This window comes from Streptomyces durmitorensis, from assembly GCF_023498005.1.
Classification (GTDB): domain Bacteria; phylum Actinomycetota; class Actinomycetes; order Streptomycetales; family Streptomycetaceae; genus Streptomyces; species Streptomyces durmitorensis.
The window spans coordinates 1,622,932-1,639,506 of the sequence record NZ_CP097289.1 but is presented as its reverse complement, the minus strand read 5'-3'; the positions used below and the strand labels follow the sequence as shown (position 1 = coordinate 1,639,506).

The 16,575-nt window shown below is 71.7% G+C and carries 16 protein-coding genes; 12 read left to right on the top strand and 4 right to left on the bottom strand.

The genetic code is table 11. The features are described 5' to 3' along the window. Nucleotides 1–5 precede the first annotated feature (5 nt). From dxs to M4V62_RS07575, 4 genes are all read left to right on the top strand, one after another. Entirely contained in the window at nucleotides 6–1,886 is a 1,881-nt protein-coding gene (gene dxs / locus M4V62_RS07590) for a 1-deoxy-D-xylulose-5-phosphate synthase (protein WP_249586459.1), read from the top strand. Then, nucleotides 1,883–3,268: an aspartate aminotransferase family protein gene (locus tag M4V62_RS07585; RefSeq protein ID WP_249586458.1), complete on the top strand. Its 1,386-nt coding sequence runs from the start codon at nucleotides 1,883–1,885 to the stop codon at nucleotides 3,266–3,268. The genes dxs and M4V62_RS07585 overlap by 4 nt, the downstream gene beginning before the upstream one ends. A gap of 82 nt (nucleotides 3,269–3,350) precedes the next feature. Next, entirely contained in the window at nucleotides 3,351–3,989 is a 639-nt protein-coding gene (locus M4V62_RS07580) for a helix-turn-helix domain-containing protein (protein WP_249586457.1), read from the top strand. Beyond that, nucleotides 3,986–4,192 carry a DUF6126 family protein gene (locus M4V62_RS07575; protein WP_249586456.1) on the top strand — a complete coding sequence of 69 codons (207 nt, stop codon included), beginning with the start codon at nucleotides 3,986–3,988 and terminating at the stop codon, nucleotides 4,190–4,192. Before M4V62_RS07580 ends, M4V62_RS07575 begins: the two co-directional genes overlap by 4 nt. Nucleotides 4,193–4,208: 16 nt before the next feature. On the opposite strand, the gene M4V62_RS07570 is transcribed toward M4V62_RS07575, so the two are convergent. Then, nucleotides 4,209–5,015, bottom strand: coding sequence for a tyrosine-protein phosphatase (locus tag M4V62_RS07570; protein WP_249586455.1), 807 nt, complete (start codon nucleotides 5,013–5,015; stop codon nucleotides 4,209–4,211). Between the two features lie 194 nt (nucleotides 5,016–5,209). Between M4V62_RS07570 and M4V62_RS07565 the strand changes: the two genes are divergently transcribed. Both M4V62_RS07565 and M4V62_RS07560 read left to right on the top strand, forming a co-directional pair. After that, nucleotides 5,210–7,300, top strand: a complete 2,091-nt coding sequence (locus tag M4V62_RS07565) for an alpha-galactosidase (RefSeq protein WP_249586454.1) — start codon at nucleotides 5,210–5,212, stop codon at nucleotides 7,298–7,300. A 123-nt stretch (nucleotides 7,301–7,423) separates the two neighbouring features. Beyond that, nucleotides 7,424–8,242, top strand: a complete 819-nt coding sequence (locus M4V62_RS07560) for an SGNH/GDSL hydrolase family protein (protein ID WP_249586453.1) — start codon at nucleotides 7,424–7,426, stop codon at nucleotides 8,240–8,242. Between the two features lie 240 nt (nucleotides 8,243–8,482). On the opposite strand, the gene M4V62_RS07555 is transcribed toward M4V62_RS07560, so the two are convergent. Continuing rightward, nucleotides 8,483–9,097 (bottom strand): TetR/AcrR family transcriptional regulator, encoded by a 615-nt coding sequence (locus M4V62_RS07555; protein ID WP_249586452.1) that lies wholly within the window; start codon nucleotides 9,095–9,097, stop codon nucleotides 8,483–8,485. A 10-nt stretch (nucleotides 9,098–9,107) separates the two neighbouring features. Beyond that, a complete protein-coding gene (locus M4V62_RS07550; protein WP_249586451.1) occupies nucleotides 9,108–10,355 on the bottom strand; it encodes a glutamate dehydrogenase in 1,248 nt (415 codons plus the stop codon). Nucleotides 10,356–10,498: 143 nt separating this feature from the next. On the opposite strand from M4V62_RS07550, the gene M4V62_RS07545 reads away from it, so the two are divergent. Beyond that, nucleotides 10,499–11,719 (top strand): MBL fold metallo-hydrolase, encoded by a 1,221-nt coding sequence (locus tag M4V62_RS07545; protein WP_249586450.1) that lies wholly within the window; start codon nucleotides 10,499–10,501, stop codon nucleotides 11,717–11,719. Between the two features lie 179 nt (nucleotides 11,720–11,898). On the opposite strand, the gene M4V62_RS07540 is transcribed toward M4V62_RS07545, so the two are convergent. Continuing rightward, a complete protein-coding gene (locus M4V62_RS07540) occupies nucleotides 11,899–12,450 on the bottom strand; it encodes a YciI family protein (protein ID WP_249592731.1) in 552 nt (183 codons plus the stop codon). Between the two features lie 314 nt (nucleotides 12,451–12,764). Here M4V62_RS07540 and M4V62_RS07535 point away from each other — a divergent pair, with 314 nt between their 5' ends. The 5 genes from M4V62_RS07535 to M4V62_RS07515 all read left to right on the top strand — a co-directional run bounded on the left by M4V62_RS07535 (nucleotide 12,765) and on the right by M4V62_RS07515 (nucleotide 16,574). Beyond that, nucleotides 12,765–14,555: a sensor histidine kinase gene (locus M4V62_RS07535; protein WP_249586449.1), complete on the top strand. Its 1,791-nt coding sequence runs from the start codon at nucleotides 12,765–12,767 to the stop codon at nucleotides 14,553–14,555. 67 nt (nucleotides 14,556–14,622) lie between these two features. Then, nucleotides 14,623–15,057 carry a roadblock/LC7 domain-containing protein gene (locus M4V62_RS07530; protein ID WP_249586448.1) on the top strand — a complete coding sequence of 145 codons (435 nt, stop codon included), beginning with the start codon at nucleotides 14,623–14,625 and terminating at the stop codon, nucleotides 15,055–15,057. A gap of 2 nt (nucleotides 15,058–15,059) precedes the next feature. Beyond that, entirely contained in the window at nucleotides 15,060–15,431 is a 372-nt protein-coding gene (locus tag M4V62_RS07525; protein WP_249586447.1) for a DUF742 domain-containing protein, read from the top strand. Then, complete coding sequence (locus tag M4V62_RS07520; RefSeq protein WP_249586446.1) at nucleotides 15,409–16,005, top strand: GTP-binding protein; 597 nt, start codon at nucleotides 15,409–15,411, stop codon at nucleotides 16,003–16,005. Before M4V62_RS07525 ends, M4V62_RS07520 begins: the two co-directional genes overlap by 23 nt. After that, complete coding sequence (locus M4V62_RS07515; RefSeq protein WP_249592730.1) at nucleotides 16,002–16,574, top strand: GAF domain-containing protein; 573 nt, start codon at nucleotides 16,002–16,004, stop codon at nucleotides 16,572–16,574. The genes M4V62_RS07520 and M4V62_RS07515 overlap by 4 nt, the downstream gene beginning before the upstream one ends. Nucleotide 16,575 lies beyond the last annotated feature (1 nt).

Genomic DNA, 16,575 nt, shown 5'->3' with positions numbered 1-16,575 from the left:
CGAGCATGACCATTCTGGAAACCATTCGGGGGCCGCGCGACCTGAAGGCGCTGACCGAGGCCGAGCTCGACGAACTGGCCGAGGAGGTCCGGGAGTTCCTGGTGCACGCGGTCGCGAGGACCGGAGGTCACCTCGGGCCCAACCTGGGGGTGGTGGAACTCTCCATCGCCCTCCACCGGGTCTTCGAGTCGCCGCTCGACCGCATCGTGTGGGACACCGGCCACCAGAGCTACGTGCACAAACTCCTGACCGGCCGGCAGGACTTCTCCAAGCTGCGCGGCAAGGGCGGCCTTTCGGGCTACCCCTCGCGCGCGGAGTCCGAGCACGACATCGTCGAGAACAGCCACGCGTCGACGGCGCTCGGCTGGGCGGACGGCCTGGCCAAGGCGCGGCAGGTCCTGGGGGAGCGGGGCCATGTCGTCGCCGTCATCGGGGACGGCGCGCTCACCGGCGGCATGGCGTGGGAGGCGCTCAACAACATCGCGGCCGCGAAGGACCGGCCGCTGATCATCGTCGTCAACGACAACGAGCGTTCGTACGCCCCCACCATCGGCGGCCTCGCCAACCACCTCGCCACGCTGCGCACCACCGACAGCTACGAACGGGTCCTGGCCTGGGGCAAGGACATACTCCAGCGCACGCCCGTCGTCGGTCACACGCTGTACGAGTCGCTGCACGGCGCCAAGAAGGGGTTCAAGGACGCCTTCGCGCCGCAGGGCATGTTCGAGGACCTGGGGCTCAAGTACGTCGGGCCGATCGACGGCCACGACACCGGCGCCGTCGAGTCGGCACTGCGACGTGCGAAACGCTTCCACGGGCCGGTCCTCATCCACTGCCTCACGGAGAAGGGGCGCGGCTATGAGCCCGCGCTCGCGGACGAGGCCGACCGTTTTCATACGGTCGGCGTGATGGACCCGCTGACCTGCGAGCCCCTCGCACCCTCCAACGGGCCTTCCTGGACCTCGGTGTTCGGCGACGAGATCGTGCGCATCGGGGCCGAGCGGGACGACGTGGTCGCGATCACCGCGGCGATGCTCGGCCCGGTCGGCCTGACGAAGTTCGCGCAGGCCTACCCCGACCGGGTGTGGGACGTCGGCATCGCGGAGCAGCACGCCACGGTGTCGGCGGCCGGGCTCGCCACCGGGGGCCTGCACCCCGTCGTCGCCGTCTACGCCACCTTCCTCAACCGGGCCTTCGACCAGCTCCTGATGGACGTCGCGCTGCACGAGTGCGGCGTCACCTTCGTCCTGGACCGGGCCGGGGTCACGGGCGTCGACGGAGCGTCGCACAACGGCATGTGGGACATGTCGATCCTCCAGGTCGTGCCGGGCCTTCGGATCGCCGCGCCGCGCGACGCCGACCAACTGCGGGCGCAACTGCGGGAGGCGGTCGCCGTGGACGACGCACCGACGCTGCTTCGCTTCCCCAAGGAGTCGGTGGGGCCCGCCATTCCCGCCGTCGACCGGATCGGCGGCATGGACGTGCTGTGCCAGGACCCGGACCCGCAGGTCCTGCTGGTGGCGGTCGGCGTGATGGCGCCCGTCTGCCTCCAGGCCGCCGAGCTGCTGCGGGAGCGGGGGCTCGGCTGCACCGTGGTCGACCCGCGCTGGGTCAAGCCGGTCGACGCCGAGCTGCCCGCGCTCGCCGCGCGCCACCGTGTCGTGGGCGTCGTCGAGGACAACAGCCGGGCGGCCGGGGTCGGATCGGCCGTCGCCCTCGCGCTCGGCGAGGCCGAAGTCGACGTACCCGTAAGGCGGTTCGGCATCCCCGAGCAGTTCCTCGCGCACGCCAAGCGGGGCGAGGTGCTCGCGGACCTCGGGCTCACCCCGGTCGAGATCGCGGGACGGATCAGCGCCACCCTGGCAGCCAAGGAGCACGGAGCATGACCAAGGAGTTCGACCTCGGCAGACTCCTCGCCGAGCGGGGAGCCGAGCGCTACGAACTGCACGCGCGGCACCTGAACCATCAACTGCCGCGTATGCTGCACACCATCGGCTTCGACAAGGTCTACGAACGGGCCGAGGGCGCGTACTTCTGGGACGCGGACGGCAACGACTACCTCGACATGCTCGCGGGCTTCGGGGTGATGGGTCTCGGCCGGCACCACCCCGTCGTACGCAAGGCGCTGCACGACGTCCTGGACGCCTCGCTCGCCGATCTGACGCGCTTCGACTGCCAGCCGCTGCCCGGCCTCCTCGCCGAGCAGCTGCTCACCCACAGTCCGCACCTGGACCGGGTGTTCTTCGGCAACAGCGGCACGGAGGCCGTCGAGACCGCGCTGAAGTTCGCGCGGTACGCGACGGGCAGGCCGAGGGTGCTGTACTGCACGCACGCCTTCCACGGCCTGACGACCGGGTCTCTCTCGGTCAACGGCGAGTCCGGCTTCCGGGACGGGTTCGCGCCGCTGCTCCCCGACACCGCAGTCCCGCTCGGTGATCTGGAAGCCCTGCGCAAGGAGTTGGCGAAGGGCGACGTGGCCGGGCTCATCCTGGAGCCCATCCAGGGCAAGGGCGTGCACGCGACGCCCCCCGGCTATCTGCTCGCCGCCCAGGAGCTCCTTCACCGGCACAAGGCGCTGCTGATCGCCGACGAGGTGCAGACGGGCCTCGGCAGGACCGGCGACTTCTACGCCTACCAGCACGAGGAAGGCGTGGAGCCGGACCTGGTGTGCGTCGCGAAGGCCCTGTCGGGCGGCTATGTGCCGGTGGGCGCGACGCTCGGCAAGGACTGGATCTTCAAGAAGGTCTACTCGTCCATGGACCGGGTGCTCGTGCATTCGGCGAGCTTCGGGTCCAACGCGCAGGCCATGGCGGCCGGGCTCGCGGTCCTGTCCGTCATGGAGGACGAGGAGATCGTCGCGAACGCGCGCGTGACCGGCGAACTCCTGAAGTCGCGGCTCGGCGCGCTCGTCGACCGCTATGAGCTCCTGAGCGAGGTGCGCGGCCGGGGCCTGATGGTCGGCATCGAGTTCGGGCGCCCCAAGTCGCTGAAGCTGCGCAGCCGTTGGACGATGCTCCAGGCGGCGCGCAAGGGGCTCTTCGCGCAGATGGTGGTCGTGCCGCTGTTGCAGAAGCACCGCATCCTCACCCAGGTCTCCGGCGACCATCTGGAGGTCATCAAGCTGATCCCGCCGCTGACCATCGGGGAGCGGGAGGTCGACCGGTTCGTGGAGGCCTTCACCGAGGTGATGGACGAGGCGCACAGCGGCGGCACGCTGATGTGGGACTTCGGGAAGACGCTGGTGAAGCAGGCGGTCGCGAACCGCTGAGGTGGTCGCGTACCGGGACCGTGGCCTTTGCCTCTGAGGCAAAAATGTTGCCTCAGAGGCAAGCGCCTGGCTCAATCGAGGCATGAGTACCGCTGAGCCCGTCGAGCCGCCACAGGCGGCAGAAGCGCTGCCGGCCGTCGCGCCCCAGCTGCGCGAGCTGCGCCGCCGGGCGTCCCTCACCCTGGAGGCCGCGGCCCGCAACGCCGGGCTCTCGCCCGCCCATCTCTCGCGCCTGGAGACCGGGCAGCGCCAGCCGTCCCTGCCTCTGCTGCTCGCACTGGCCCGCACCTACGGTACGACGGTCTCGGAGCTCCTCGGCGAGACGCCCGCCGACCGGGACGCGATCGTCCGCGCCGCGGACATGGAGCCGACGCGGGCGGGCGGCTGGACCTACTGGCAGGCGGGCGCGCAGGCCCGTGGCATGCAGGCCCTGCGGGTGCACGTGCCGCACGGGGCGCAGGGCGACATCGTGCGCGTCCACCCGGGCGAGGAATGGCTGTACGTCCTGAAGGGGCGCCTTCGGCTGCGGCTCGGCGACACCACGTACGCGCTCGGGCCCGGGGACAGCGCGCACTTCGACTCGCTGACCCCGCACCGGATCGCCGCCGCGGACCAGCTCGGCACCGACCTGCTCTTCGTCCACACCCTGCTGCAGAGTCCCGCCACCGCGCTGTGCATCGGCGGGACCCCGCACAGCCCCACCATGGGAGACCCGCGATGACGGAACCTGAAGCGCAGCAGCCGGACCGGACGGATTCGGTGCCCGTTCCCGGTCCCGCGCCCGTGCCCGCCAAGAAGGCGATGTCCATGGAGGAGAAGCTGCCCCGCGGGCTCTGGATCCGGCTGATCATCTACGTGGCCGTCGGCCACCTCTTCGCGGCCTTCATCTACCTGCTGTTCTCGCTGGGCGCGCAGAACCAGTAGCCGTGGGCACGGCCGCTCAGTCCAGGAGGTGCTCGCGCAGCCGCTCGCGGATCTCCGGGGTCACCTTGAGGCCCTCGGCGAGGTAGGTCTCCGTGTCGCCCCAGATCTGCTCGATCGTCTCGAAGGCCGCGGCCAGGTACTCGGCGCGGGCCTCGAAGAGCGGGCTGAGCAGCTGCATGACCTCGGGGGACATCGCGCTCGGGGAGTCGTCGCCGCGGCGGACCTTGTAGCGGCGGTGGGTGGCGTTCGACTCCAGGTAGTCCGCCTCGATGGCGTCGCGCTCGACGCCGACGGCAAGGAGCGTGACGGCTATGGAGAGGCCCGCGCGGTCCTTGCCCGCGGCGCAGTGCATCAGGGCGGGCACGCTGTCGGCGGCAAGGTCGTGCAGCACGCGGCTGTGCTCGGCGGTGCGGTCCCTGATGATCTCGCGGTACGTGTCGGAGAGGCGCCCCGCGGCCTGCCCGTCGGAGAGCGCCGCCCGCAGCTCGTCCAGGTCGCCGTCGCGCACCATCGTCCAGAACTCGGCGCCGTGGGCCGGGTCGGTCAGCGGAAGGTTCACGTTGCGTACGCCGGGCAGCTCGACGTCCGGGCCCTCGAGCCGCTGGTCGGCCGCGTTGCGGAAGTCGTAGATCGTGTGCAGACCGAGGGTGGAGAGGAACGCGGCGTCGGACGCCGTTGCGTGCGCGAGGTGTCCGCTGCGGAAGAGCCGGCCGTGGCGGACCCGGCGGCCGTCCACGGTCGGAAGTCCGCCCACGTCACGGAAGTTGCGGACTCCGGCCAGTTCGGGCTCGGTCAGCTTCGTCGGCGGGACTTCCTGCGTCACGGGGGCTCCTCCCGTCCGGCCGCCGGCGCGACTCGCCGGTGGGGGTGCGACTTCGACCATACGACATGGGTTCCTGAGGCAATCACTGCTGGTGCAGATGCGTTGCCTCACAGGTGGTGTGCCTCGATGATGTGCGCAGGCGTGCGTGCCTGTTCGTTTCGTGTCGGATCCGTGTCCGTGTCTGTGGGGGATTGATGATCGAGGTCGGCGAAGACGGGCGTACGTGGCTGCTCTCCGGGCCCACCAGCAGTTATGCGCTGCGGCTCACGGACGACGACGAGCTGCTGCATCTGCACTGGGGGCCGCGCATCGGGCTCGCCGACGCCGAGGCGCTCGCGGCGGAGCCGCTGCCCGCCGAGCGGTCCTTCGAGTCGCGGCTCGACGGGCGCGAGGAGTATCCCGTCGAGGGCGGGCGGCGCTTCGTGCGTCCCGCGCTCTGCGTACGGGGCGCCGGGGTGCGCGGCAGCGAGTGGCGGTTCTCGGGATCCGTGGCCGAACGCGACGAACTGCGGGTCCAATTCACCGACCCCGTACACCAGTTGGGCGTCACGCTCGTCTACCGGACGCGTGGGGACGTCATCGAGCGGTTCGCCGTCCTGCGTCACGAAGGGCCCGCGGACGCACCCGTACTCGAACTGCTCCGCGCCGACTCCGCCACCTGGACGCTGCCCTCGCGCGAGCGGTGGCGGCTCTCGCAGCTGCACGGGCGCTGGGCGGCCGAGTCGCGGCTCGTGCGCTCGGAGATCACGTACGGCGAGAAGGTCATCGGCAGCCGCCGCGGGCACACCGGGCATCAGCACCTGCCCTGGGTGGCGCTCGACGCGGAGGGGGCGACCGAGGAGCACGGCGAGGTCCACAGCTGCGCGCTCGCCTGGTCGGGGTCCTGGCGGATCGCGGTGGGTCAACTCCCGGACGGCGCGGTGCAGATCACGGGCGGCCGGGGGCACGACGACTCCGGACAGGAGCTGCTCGCGCCCGGCGCCGAGACGGTGACGCCGGTCTTCGCCGGGCTGTGGAGCGACGGCGGCTTCGGCGGGGCGAGCCGGGCCTGGCACGCCTATCAGCGCGCGCACGTGATCCCGGACGCCGACGTGCCGCGGCCCGTGCTCTACAACTCCTGGGAGGCCACCCGGTTCGACATCTCCGAGGACCAGCAGCGGGCGCTCGCCGGGCGGGCCGCTGCGATGGGGGTCGAGCTGTTCGTGGTGGACGACGCGTGGTTCGGGCAGCGCGTCAGCGACCGGGCCGGGCTCGGTGACTGGACGCCCAACCCGGACCGCTTCCCCGGCGGCCTCAAGCCGCTCGCCGACGACGTGCACGCGCTCGGCATGCGGTTCGGGATCTGGGTGGAACCGGAGATGGTCAACCCCGACAGTGATCTCTACCGGGCGCACCCCGACTGGGTGCAGCACCAACCCGGCCGTACGCGCACGGAGTTCCGCAACCAGCTGGTGCTCAACCTCGCCCGCGCGGACGTCCAGGAGCATCTGTGGCAGCAGCTCGACGCGCTCCTCTCCAGTGCGCCGATCGACTACGTGAAGTGGGACTTCAACCGCAGCTTCACCGACCCGGGCTGGCCGGGCGAACGCTATCCGCAAGGGATCTGGAACGCCCATGTGCACGCTCTCTACGGTCTGTTGGACCGCCTGCGGGCCGCGCATCCCTCCGTCGCCTTCGAGTCCTGCTCGGGCGGTGGTGGCCGGATCGACCTGGGGATCCTCTCCCGCACCGACCAGGTGTGGACCTCCGACAACACCGACCCTCTGGACCGGCTCGCCATCCAGGACGGCTTCAGCCAGGTGCACCCGGCGCGGGTCATGGCCGCCTGGGTGACGGACAGCCCGAACACCCAGCTCAACGACCGGGGCAGCACGTTGCGCTTCCGCTTCGTGAGCGCGCTGGCGGGGGTGCTCGGCATCGGCGGCGACCTCATGGAGTGGAGTGCGGACGAGCTCGCCGAAGCGGCCGACTGGGTCAGGCTCTACAAGGAGATCAGGCCCGTGGTGCAGCTCGGGGACCTCCACCGGCTGCGCCCGCCGTCGGAGCCGCTGAGCGCGGTGCAGTACGTCCACGGCGACGAGGTCGTGGTCCTCGCGTGGCTGCGGGCCCAGGCCCACGGGGAGGAGCCGCCCCGGGTGCGGCTGCGGGGGCTCGACTCCACGGCGACGTACGTCTGTCAGGAGACGGGGCAGGTCCACCGGGGCGCGGTGCTCCTGCACCACGGCCTGCGGACCGGGCTGCGCGGGGACCTGGACGCGGCGGTGTTCCGCTTCCGCCGTGTATGAGTGGCGCGGAACCCGCTGTGTATTCCTGGCTTGGACGAATCTTGACCGGTGGCTTATCTCACCCCCCGTCAACCCCTCCCTACGGTGGCGTAGGTCACTTAGGGAGGTGAAAGATATGACGACGTGAGAGCAGAGTCGACATCCTTCATCCCTGACACATTCACCTCCTACGCAGCGGTCGGCGACAGCTTCACCGAAGGCGTGGGGGACCCCGGCCCGGACGGAACGTTCGTCGGCTGGGCCGACCGTCTTGCCGTACTGCTCGACGACCGGATGCCGGAGCACACCTTCCGGTACGCCAACCTCGCCGTGCGCGGCAAGCTGCTCGACCAGGTCGTCGCGGACCAGGTGCCCCTGGCCAAGAAGATGGGCCCGGACTTCCTGTCGTTCTGCGCGGGCGGCAACGACATCATCCGTCCCGGCACCGACCCGGACGAGGTCGCCGAACGCTTCGAGCGGGCCGTCGTCGACCTCACGTCGGCGGTCGGCACCGTCATGGTGACCACGGGCTTCGACACCCGCGGGGTGCCGGTCCTCAAGCACCTGCGCGGCAAGATCGCCACGTACAACGGCCATGTGCGGGCGATCGCCGACCGCTACGGCTGCCCGGTCCTCGACCTGTGGTCCCTCAAGACCATCCAGGACCGCCGCGCCTGGGACGGCGACCGGCTGCACCTCTCGGCCGAGGGGCACACGCGCGTGGCACTGCGCGCCGCCCAGGTCCTCGGCCTCGAGGTCCCCGCGGACCCGGACCAGCCGTGGCCCCCGGAGCCGCCGCGCGGCACGCTCGAGGTGCGGCGCGACGACATCAACTGGGCGCGCGAGTACCTGGTGCCGTGGTTCGGGCGACGGCTGCGGGGGGAGTCGTCGGGCGACCATGTGGAGGCGAAGGGCAGCGTGGACCCGTACACCGTCAGGATGCACATCGAGTCGGCGTCCTGAGGGAAAACCTGATGCCTCCGTGGGCGGAGATCGCTACGGTGAAGGCGTCCAGGTGCGAAGGCGCGGGTTACTTCCTTTGATGAGGCGGTCGCGGGTTCGAGTCCCGTCGTCGACTTCGGGTCGGCGTAGCTCAGTTGGCAGAGCACCTTTTGTTCACCCGCACCGACTTCGATCTCTGGACACCTCGCGCGAGCCGTCTGCCCTCGGGGGAAACCGGGCAGGCGGCTTCGTTGCGTCCGGTCAGCCTGCCGGCGGGCCGGCCGCGGGCAGACTGAGCTCCCGTGTCAGGGCCTCGTCCACCCAGGCCAGCATCCGGGACCGGGACAGCGTGCCCTCGTACGCCGTCATCTGGACCGCAAGGCCGTCCAGGAGTGCCGTGAGGCGCAGAGCCGTGTTCCGGGGGTCGGGGCAGGAGAACTCGCCCGCGGCGACGCCTTCTCCGATGACCTCGGTCAGTGCGGCCTTCCACTGCTGGTCCAGCTCGCGCGTCACCGTACGCAGAGTGGGTTCGCGCAGGGCGGCGGACCAGCCCTCGATCCAGAGGCGCCAGCCCTTGGCCTGGCCCGTGGGGGCGTACCAGCGGACGGCGGCGCGCAGGCGGCGCAGGGCCGTCGTGCGGCGGCTCAGGAGGGCGCGGAGATGGGCGAGGTCGCCCTCCGCCGCGTGTGTGAAGGCGGCTGCCACCAGCTTCTCCTTCGTGGAGAAGTGGTACAGGACCAGCGCGTTGCTCACCCCGAGCGCCGCGGCCACGTCCGCGATGCGCACGGCCGCCACGCCACGCACCTCGATCTGCTCGACGGTGGCGGCAAGGAGCTCCGCCCGCCGTTCCGCCACGCTCAACCGCACTCTCGCCACGCCGGGCAGCCTACCGACCTCCCGGCTGCGGGCCGTACCAGCCGAATCGCTCTCCGATCAACGGCAGACGGTCGGCCACCAGCGCGTGGGCCGCGGCGCGCGGCGTCGTGCCGTCCGCCTCCGCGCGGCGCAGCACCACGTCGACCAGGGCCCGCATCGAGCGGCGCGTGTGCGCGAAGGCCTCGTCCGCGTCGGCCCCGATGTCGCCGAAGAGCGTCCACCACCACCAGGCGTTGGTACCGGAGTTCACCACGACGTCCGGCAGGACGGTGACGCCGCGCTCCGCGAGGAGCCGCTCCGCCTGAGGCAGGACCGGCATGTTGGCCGCCTCCGCTATCCAACGGGCCGTGATCCGCGCCTGGTTCACCTGGTTGATCGTGTACGACACCGCGGCGGGGACCAGGATCTCCGCCTCCGTGGACAGCCAGGCCTCGCCCGGCAGCTCGCGGTCGCCGGGGCGCAGGACCGAGCGGTCCACCGTGCCGTGCGCGTCGCGGGCGGCGAGCAGCGCCTCCACGTCGAGTCCCGCCGGGTTGGCGATCGTGCCCTGGACATCGGCGACGGCCACCACGCTCAGCCCCGCGCGCGTGAGGAAACGGGCGGTCGCGCCGCCCATGGTGCCCAGGCCCTGCACGGCCACGCGCGCGCCCGCGCGCGCGTGACCCGCGCGGTCCAGCGCCGCGAGGACCGCTTCGGCGACTCCGTGGCCGCCGACCAGCTCGTCCAGGCCGATCCCGTCGACCTCCACGGCGAACGCGTCCGCCAGGCGCCGACGGGCCGCCGCCTCGTCGTCCAGGAGCGGGTAGACGGCCTGGACACAGGAGATCAGGCCTGCTTCCGCTGCCGCCCTGTCGACCAGGTCCTGCGTCAGGCCCAGATCCTCGCCCGTCGTCCAGGAGCTCTCGACGTATGGGCGCATCGCCCTCAGGTAGCGCACCAGGACGTCGTACGCCTCCGGGGCGCGCGGATCGCAGTCGATGCCGCCCTTGGCGCCGCCGAGCGGGATGTAGCGGGCGCTCGGGTCGTAGTGCAGGGCCTCCTTCATCGTCATCCCGCGGGCCAGACCCGTGACCTCGTCGAGGGTGCAGCCGGGGCGCATCCGCAGGCCGCCGCTGCAGACACCGCGGACGAGACGGTCGATGACCAGAAAACCCCTGTGGCCGGTGATGTGGTCGGTCCAGGTGAGGGAGAGCAGGGGGGTGGGGGGAACGGCGACGGGCGCGACGGGAACCGCCGGCACGGTTGGCACTGCTGGCATGGAGCGCACTCCTACTGAATGGGGGATCAGTAGGAGTACATCACGCACCGGCGCGTGCGTGGCCGATGCGGACCCCTCCGGACGGCCGCTGTCGGAGGCGGTGCACATAATGGAGATCTGACCCACCCATTCCAGGAGGTGCCGTGTCCCGTTCGCTGAGCTCCGGGCTCCGCTCGCTCAGGACCGCCCCCTTCGGCGCGGATCCGGCCGGCGAGCGGCTCGCGAGGATCCACAGATCGCCGAACTTCGCCGACGGGTCCTTCCAGAACCCCGAGGGAGCGCGCACCCGGCCCACCGGGTCGACGCTCGAGTTCGCGAAGATCTATTTCCGCAAGGAGGAGCGGATCCGGCGCGGCCCCACGGGCACCATCCCCGTCCATGCCACGACCCTCGCCGACCTCGCCGAGCCCCCGGCGAGCGGACTGCGGATCACCTGGATGGGGCACTCCAGCGTGCTCGCCGAGATCGACGGGCAGCGGGTGCTCTTCGACCCGGTCTGGGGCGAGCGCTGCTCTCCCTTCTCCTGGGTCGGACCCAAGCGTCTGCACCCCGTGCCGGTGCCGCTCGCGGCGCTCGGCCCGGTGGACGTCGTGGTGATCTCGCACGATCACTACGACCACCTCGACATGCCCACCATCAGGGCCCTGGCCGGCACGGACACGGTCTTCGCGGTGCCGCTGGGCGTCGGCGCCCACCTGGAGCGCTGGGGCGTCCCCGCCGACCGGCTGCGCGAGCTCGACTGGAACGAATCCACGAAGGTGGCGGGCCTGACCCTGACAGCGACGCCCGCGCGCCACTTCTGCGGCCGCGGCCTGCGCAACCAGCAGCACACGCTCTGGGCGTCCTGGGCCGTCGCAGGGCCCGAGCACCGCATCTATCACAGCGGGGACACCGGCTATTTCGGCGGCTTCCGCGACATCGGCGCCGAGCACGGACCGTTCGACATCACGATGATCCAGATCGGTGCCTACAGCGAGTTCTGGCCTGACATCCACATGACGCCCGAGGAAGGGGTGCGCGCGCACCTGGACCTCCAGGGCGGGCGGCCCGACGGCGTGATGCTGCCGATTCACTGGGGCACGTTCAACCTCGCGCCCCACCCGTGGTCCGCTCCGGGCGAGGGCACGGTCGCCGCGGCGGGCCGCGTGGGGGCGAAGGTCGCGCTGCCCGTCCCGGGAGAGCCCTTCGAGCCCGCGTCGGACTCCGCTCCGGCCGAGCCGTGGTGGCGCGGCGTCGCGATCGAACCGGAGGGCGGGTGGACCCGTCCGCAGGACAGCACGGCAGGCGTCGAGCACGCTGGGCCCTCCGGACGGCCCGAGCACACGGAGGGCACCGGAGAGCCGGAGGCGGCGCGGGTCGGCTGACGGAAAGCGGGCCGGAAGCCGACGGAAAGCGGGCCGGGGGACAGGCAGGGTGCAGGCCGGGAGGTACCGCGGGTGCTCGCGGTACCTCCCGGGAGGCGGGGCGGTCGCGTACGAGACGGACGCGCCGCCCCGAAGCCGTGCCGGCAGGGCGTGGACTTCAGGGCCGCGCGGTCGGCTCCCTATCGCCGTCCGCCGAACTCCCAGTCGTGGACCTCGATCCCGGCGTACCGGTCAGGGGCCAGGACGGCGCGTGCCGTGTCCTGGTCCGGGGCCAGGACCAGTGCGGCCGTGCCCACCCAGGTGGTGTCGTCGTCGGACAGGAGCGGCCCGTACGCGATCAGTTCGTCGTCACGGTCGGGTGGCGTGTCGAGGGCGGCGTCCAGGCCCGCGCCGAGGCCGATGACCAGATAGCGGTTGCCGCCGGTGGCGCCACCGGGGAAGTCCCACATGGTGCGGCCCAGCGTGTTGCGCCACCGGCGCAGGAGCACGTCGCGGTACGCGCCCGCCTGGTAGTTGGGCTCGTCGAAGGCGAACGCGCGGGCGGCGGCGGGATCCGGCAGGTCGACGATGTGCACGCTGCCGGTGGGCGTCTCGCCGTCGGCGGCGAACGTCGGGCCGCGCGCGATCAGCTCGCGCGCGTACCCGTCCATGTAGGACCAGTGGTCCTCCAGCAGCTTCTCGCGCAACGTGGTGGAGCCGGGCCGGTCGCGGTGGTAGCAGAAGAACTCCATGAGCACAGACTCTCCCGACATGGGTCAGCAGCTCAACGGGCTTTCGTGACAGCGGGACGCGTGCATGCCTGGAACTGACGTCCGAAGGCGCATTCGGACGGCCGTACGACGCGTCATACCAGAGCGGGACGCTGGGTGCCGGACTTTGTCAACTGCCTCCCGCACATGAAGCGTTGGTGACTACCGTGAGTGTCCGCCGGTCGACGCAGGGATCATGGCAGGGGTCACGCCTGCGCCCTCCCGACCGGCACGGCGATGCCGCGAAGCCACGCGTCGCGCGCCCGTCGGAGCCCGCACCCTGAACGAGGACGCTCATGTCTCACCTTCGTGCACCGGCCGCCCGCGCAGACCGCCGCGAGGGCGGGAGGCACGGCAGGCCCGGGAGCCGAACCGCGCCGCTGCCCGAGGCCCGGATACGGCCCCAGCTCCTGCGCATCGCCGTACTGCCCGTCGTCGCGGTGCTGCTCTGCGCCGCCGGTGCCGTGCTGTTCATCGTCCGCTCGGCCCCCGGCCCGCTCGCCCCCCGGCTGCTCCTCGTCCTCGCCGCCGCCGGAGCCATCAGCCTGGCCAGCGTCGTGATCGCCGCCGTCGCCGCCGACCGCACCGCGACCTCCGTACGCGACCGGGTCGGAGCCCTGCGCCGTACCACCGCACGCGGCCAGGCCGAGCTGCGCGACGTGGTCGAGAAGCTGCGCCGCGGCGACGGGCCGCCCCCGCGCAGGGCGCCGGCCAGATCCGCCCCGGACAGCGACGACTTCGGGCTGCTCGCCGATGAGCTGGCCCGGGCCCAGGACGTCGCCGTCACCGCCGTCGTACAAGCCTCGCAGCTCTCCAGCCACGCGGGCAGCGAACAGAAGGTCGAGGTCTTCGGCAATCTGGCCCGGCGGCTTCAGTCCCTCGTGCACCGCGAGATCTCGATCCTCGACGACCTGGAGAACGAGGTCGAGGACCCGGAGCTGCTCAAGGGCCTCTTCCACGTCGACCACCTGGCCACCCGCATCCGCAGGCACGCCGAGAACCTCGCCGTGCTCGGCGGCGCCATCTCGCGCCGCCAGTGGAGCAACCCGGTCTCCATGACGGAGGTGCTCCGCTCGGCCATCGCGGAGGTCGAGCAGTACTCCCGGGTCAAGCTGGTGCCGCCGATCGCCGGCACCCTGCGCGGCCACGCCGTCGCCGACGTCATCCACCTGCTCGCCGAACTCGTCGAGAACGCCACGGTGTTCTCCGCCCCGCACACCCAGGTCCTGCTGCGCGCCAACCTGGTGACGGCCGGGCTCGCCGTCGAGGTCGAGGACCGCGGGCTCGGCATGCCGCTGACCGAGCAGAACAAGATGAACCACCTGCTCGCCGACCCGGACCAGGTCAACGTCGCGAGCCTCCTCCAGGACGGCCGCATCGGCCTCTACGTGGTCTCCGCGCTCGCCCGCAGGCACGGCATCGCGGTCCGCCTCCAGACCAACATCTACGGAGGCGTGCAGGCCGTACTGATCCTTCCGCAGGGCCTGTTGGGCACCGAGCCGCAGAACGAGCCCGTCGCCGCCGGACGCCCGCAGCCGCCCCCGGAAGCCGCACCCCCGGCCGCCCCCGGCGGCGTACGGCACCCGGCTCCGGCACCCGCCCCGGCGCCCCACCCGGCCCCCCACCCGGAACCGGTGGCCGTGCCGCGACAGCCGCAGCCGCAGCCGGACGTGCCGCCGAGCACGGCACACACCCCCGTGGCCAACGGCTCCGGCCCCGCCCCGCTGCCCGTACGGGGCAGGGAGGGGCGGCCGACCCCGGCCGATGCCGTGCCGGGGATCAGGCCGGAGGACCGGCAGGCCGCGGCCGAGCACGCCGGGACACCGCCGACGCCCCTCAACGGCGCCGTGCGCGGCCGGGTGGGAAAGCCGCAACTGCCCAAGCGGCGCGCCCAGGAACACATCGCGCCCCAACTGCGCGACGCGCCGGCGCCCCGCCCGGAGAGCGAACACCACATCGGCCACGACCCCGGCCTGATGGCCGCCTTCCAGCGCGGCATCGGACTCGCCGCCGCACAGGAGATGCGCGACCCGGCGCCCGAACCCGATCTCCACGGCCCCCGGGACGGGGGCGACCAGGGTGGCTGAACCGCACCACCCCGCAAGCACCACGTCTGCCCCGGCAGACCCTCGTACCCCAAGGAGTCGATCCACCATGGCGAGCGATGCGCCGACCGGGCAGGTATCCGACCTCGACTGGCTGATGAGCGGACTCGTGCAGCGCGTGCCGCACACCCACAGCGCGGTCCTGCTCTCCTCCGACGGACTCGTGAAGTCGGTCCATGGCCTCGACCCGGACAGCGCCGACCACATGGCGGCCCTCGCCTCCGGGCTCTACTCACTGGGGCGCAGCGCGGGCATCCGGTTCGGCGACGGCGGCGACGTGCGCCAGGTCGTCGTGGAACTCGACTCCACCCTCCTGTTCGTCTCCACGGCGGGCTCCGGCACCTGTCTGGCGGTGCTCGCCGGGCGCGACGCGGACGCGGCGGTGCTCGGCTACGAAATGACGATGCTGGTCAAGAGCGTGCGCCCCTACCTGATGACCGCGCCCCGGCAGCCCGCCGGTGAACCCGCCCCGATGAGGCATTGAGCGTGGCGGCCCCGCACGACGGGCCATGGCTCGACGAATCCGCCGGGCGGCTCGTGCGCCCCTACACGGTCAGCGACGGGCGGACCAGGCCCACCGCCCAGCTGGACCTCCTGACCCAGGTGATGGCCACCGGAAGGCCGGTCATCGGCTACCTCGGGCCCGAGCACACGCAGGCGCTCGGGCTCTGTGCGGCACCGACGTCGGTCGCCGAGATCGCGGCGCAGCTGAAGCTGCCCGCGGTCGTGACCAAGGTGCTGCTCTCCGATCTCGTCGACTGCGGGGCGCTCACCCTGAGAGCCCCGGACTTCTACCACAACCCCACTGACCGGTCCCTGTTGGAGGCAGTGCTCGATGGACTACGACGACAGCTCTGACCCCTTCCCCACCGCGTTGAAGATCCTGATCGCGGGCGGCTTCGGGGTCGGCAAGACGACCTTCACGGGCGCGGTGAGCGAGATCGCGCCGCTCAGCACGGAAGAGCTCCTCACCACGGTCAGCGAGGGCACCGACGATCTGTCGGGCGTCGAGAACAAGACCACGACGACCGTGGCCATGGACTTCGGGCGCATCACCCTCGACCCGGAGCACGTGCTCTATCTCTTCGGGACGCCCGGCCAGGAACGCTTCTGGTTCATGTGGGACGAACTCTCCGAGGGCGCGCTCGGCGCGGTGGTCCTGGCCGACACCCGCCGCCTGGAGGACTGCTTCGCGGCGGTGGACTTCTTCGAGCAGCGCGGCATGGGATTCATCGTCGCCATCAACGAATTCGACGGCGCCCACCGCTATGAACCCGAAGAGGTGCGTTCCGCCATCGACCTGGATCCGCAGGTGCCCGTCGTGCGGTGCGACGCACGGATCTCGAGCTCGGGCATCGCCACCCTGCTCACCCTCGTCAAGCACCTCCTCGCCCACGCCCCGGCCGCCCCGAGCTACGGAGCCCACACCTGATGTACGACGCGACCGCGAACCTGCTGCTCACTCCCGTCGACAAGGAGGCGCCGAACCGGGTGCGGCGGCTGCGCAGGCTCGGCATAGGACTCCAACCGGACCTCGCCTTCGACGCCTTCGCCGACCGGCTCGCCGAGGTCACGGGCGCCCCGTACTCCATGGTCAACTTCATCGACGAGAACCGGCAGTTCTTCGCGGGCCTGCACACCCCGGACGACATGGGCGCCGGCTCCGAACTGACCTCGACCGCGGCCATGGAGAGCACGGCGCACCGCTATATGGCGCGCGACCACGGCTACTGCCCGCATGTGATCGTGCGGCGCAAGGCCCTCGTCCTGGAGGACGTCAGCGACTATCCGCGGTTCGCGGGGAACCCCGTGGTCGACGAGATCGGGATCCGCTCCTATCTGGGCGCCCCGCTCATCGACCGCACGGGCATCGCGCTCGGCACGGTCTGCGTGGTGGACGTCGAGCCCCGGCCCTGGGGCAGGGCGGGCCTGGAGACCATCAAGGCGATGGCGGCGGAGCTGATCGAGCAGATTCACCGCCGCGAGGACGGCGGGATCTGAT

Bases quoted from the DNA above. Each gene is read 5' to 3' on its own strand.
- M4V62_RS07580 (WP_249586457.1), top strand. From the start codon at position 3,351: ATGAGTACCGCTGAGCCCGTCGAGCCGCCACAGGCGGCAGAAGCGCTG.
- M4V62_RS07575 (WP_249586456.1), top strand. From the start codon at position 3,986: ATGACGGAACCTGAAGCGCAGCAGCCGGACCGGACGGATTCGGTGCCC.
- M4V62_RS07535 (WP_249586449.1), top strand. From the start codon at position 12,765: ATGTCTCACCTTCGTGCACCGGCCGCCCGCGCAGACCGCCGCGAGGGC.
- M4V62_RS07565 (WP_249586454.1), top strand. From the start codon at position 5,210: ATGATCGAGGTCGGCGAAGACGGGCGTACGTGGCTGCTCTCCGGGCCC.
- M4V62_RS07550 (WP_249586451.1), bottom strand. From the start codon at position 10,355: ATGCCAGCAGTGCCAACCGTGCCGGCGGTTCCCGTCGCGCCCGTCGCC.
- M4V62_RS07540 (WP_249592731.1), bottom strand. From the start codon at position 12,450: ATGGAGTTCTTCTGCTACCACCGCGACCGGCCCGGCTCCACCACGTTG.
- M4V62_RS07520 (WP_249586446.1), top strand. From the start codon at position 15,409: ATGGACTACGACGACAGCTCTGACCCCTTCCCCACCGCGTTGAAGATC.
- M4V62_RS07530 (WP_249586448.1), top strand. From the start codon at position 14,623: ATGGCGAGCGATGCGCCGACCGGGCAGGTATCCGACCTCGACTGGCTG.
- M4V62_RS07585 (WP_249586458.1), top strand. From the start codon at position 1,883: ATGACCAAGGAGTTCGACCTCGGCAGACTCCTCGCCGAGCGGGGAGCC.
- dxs (WP_249586459.1), top strand. From the start codon at position 6: ATGACCATTCTGGAAACCATTCGGGGGCCGCGCGACCTGAAGGCGCTG.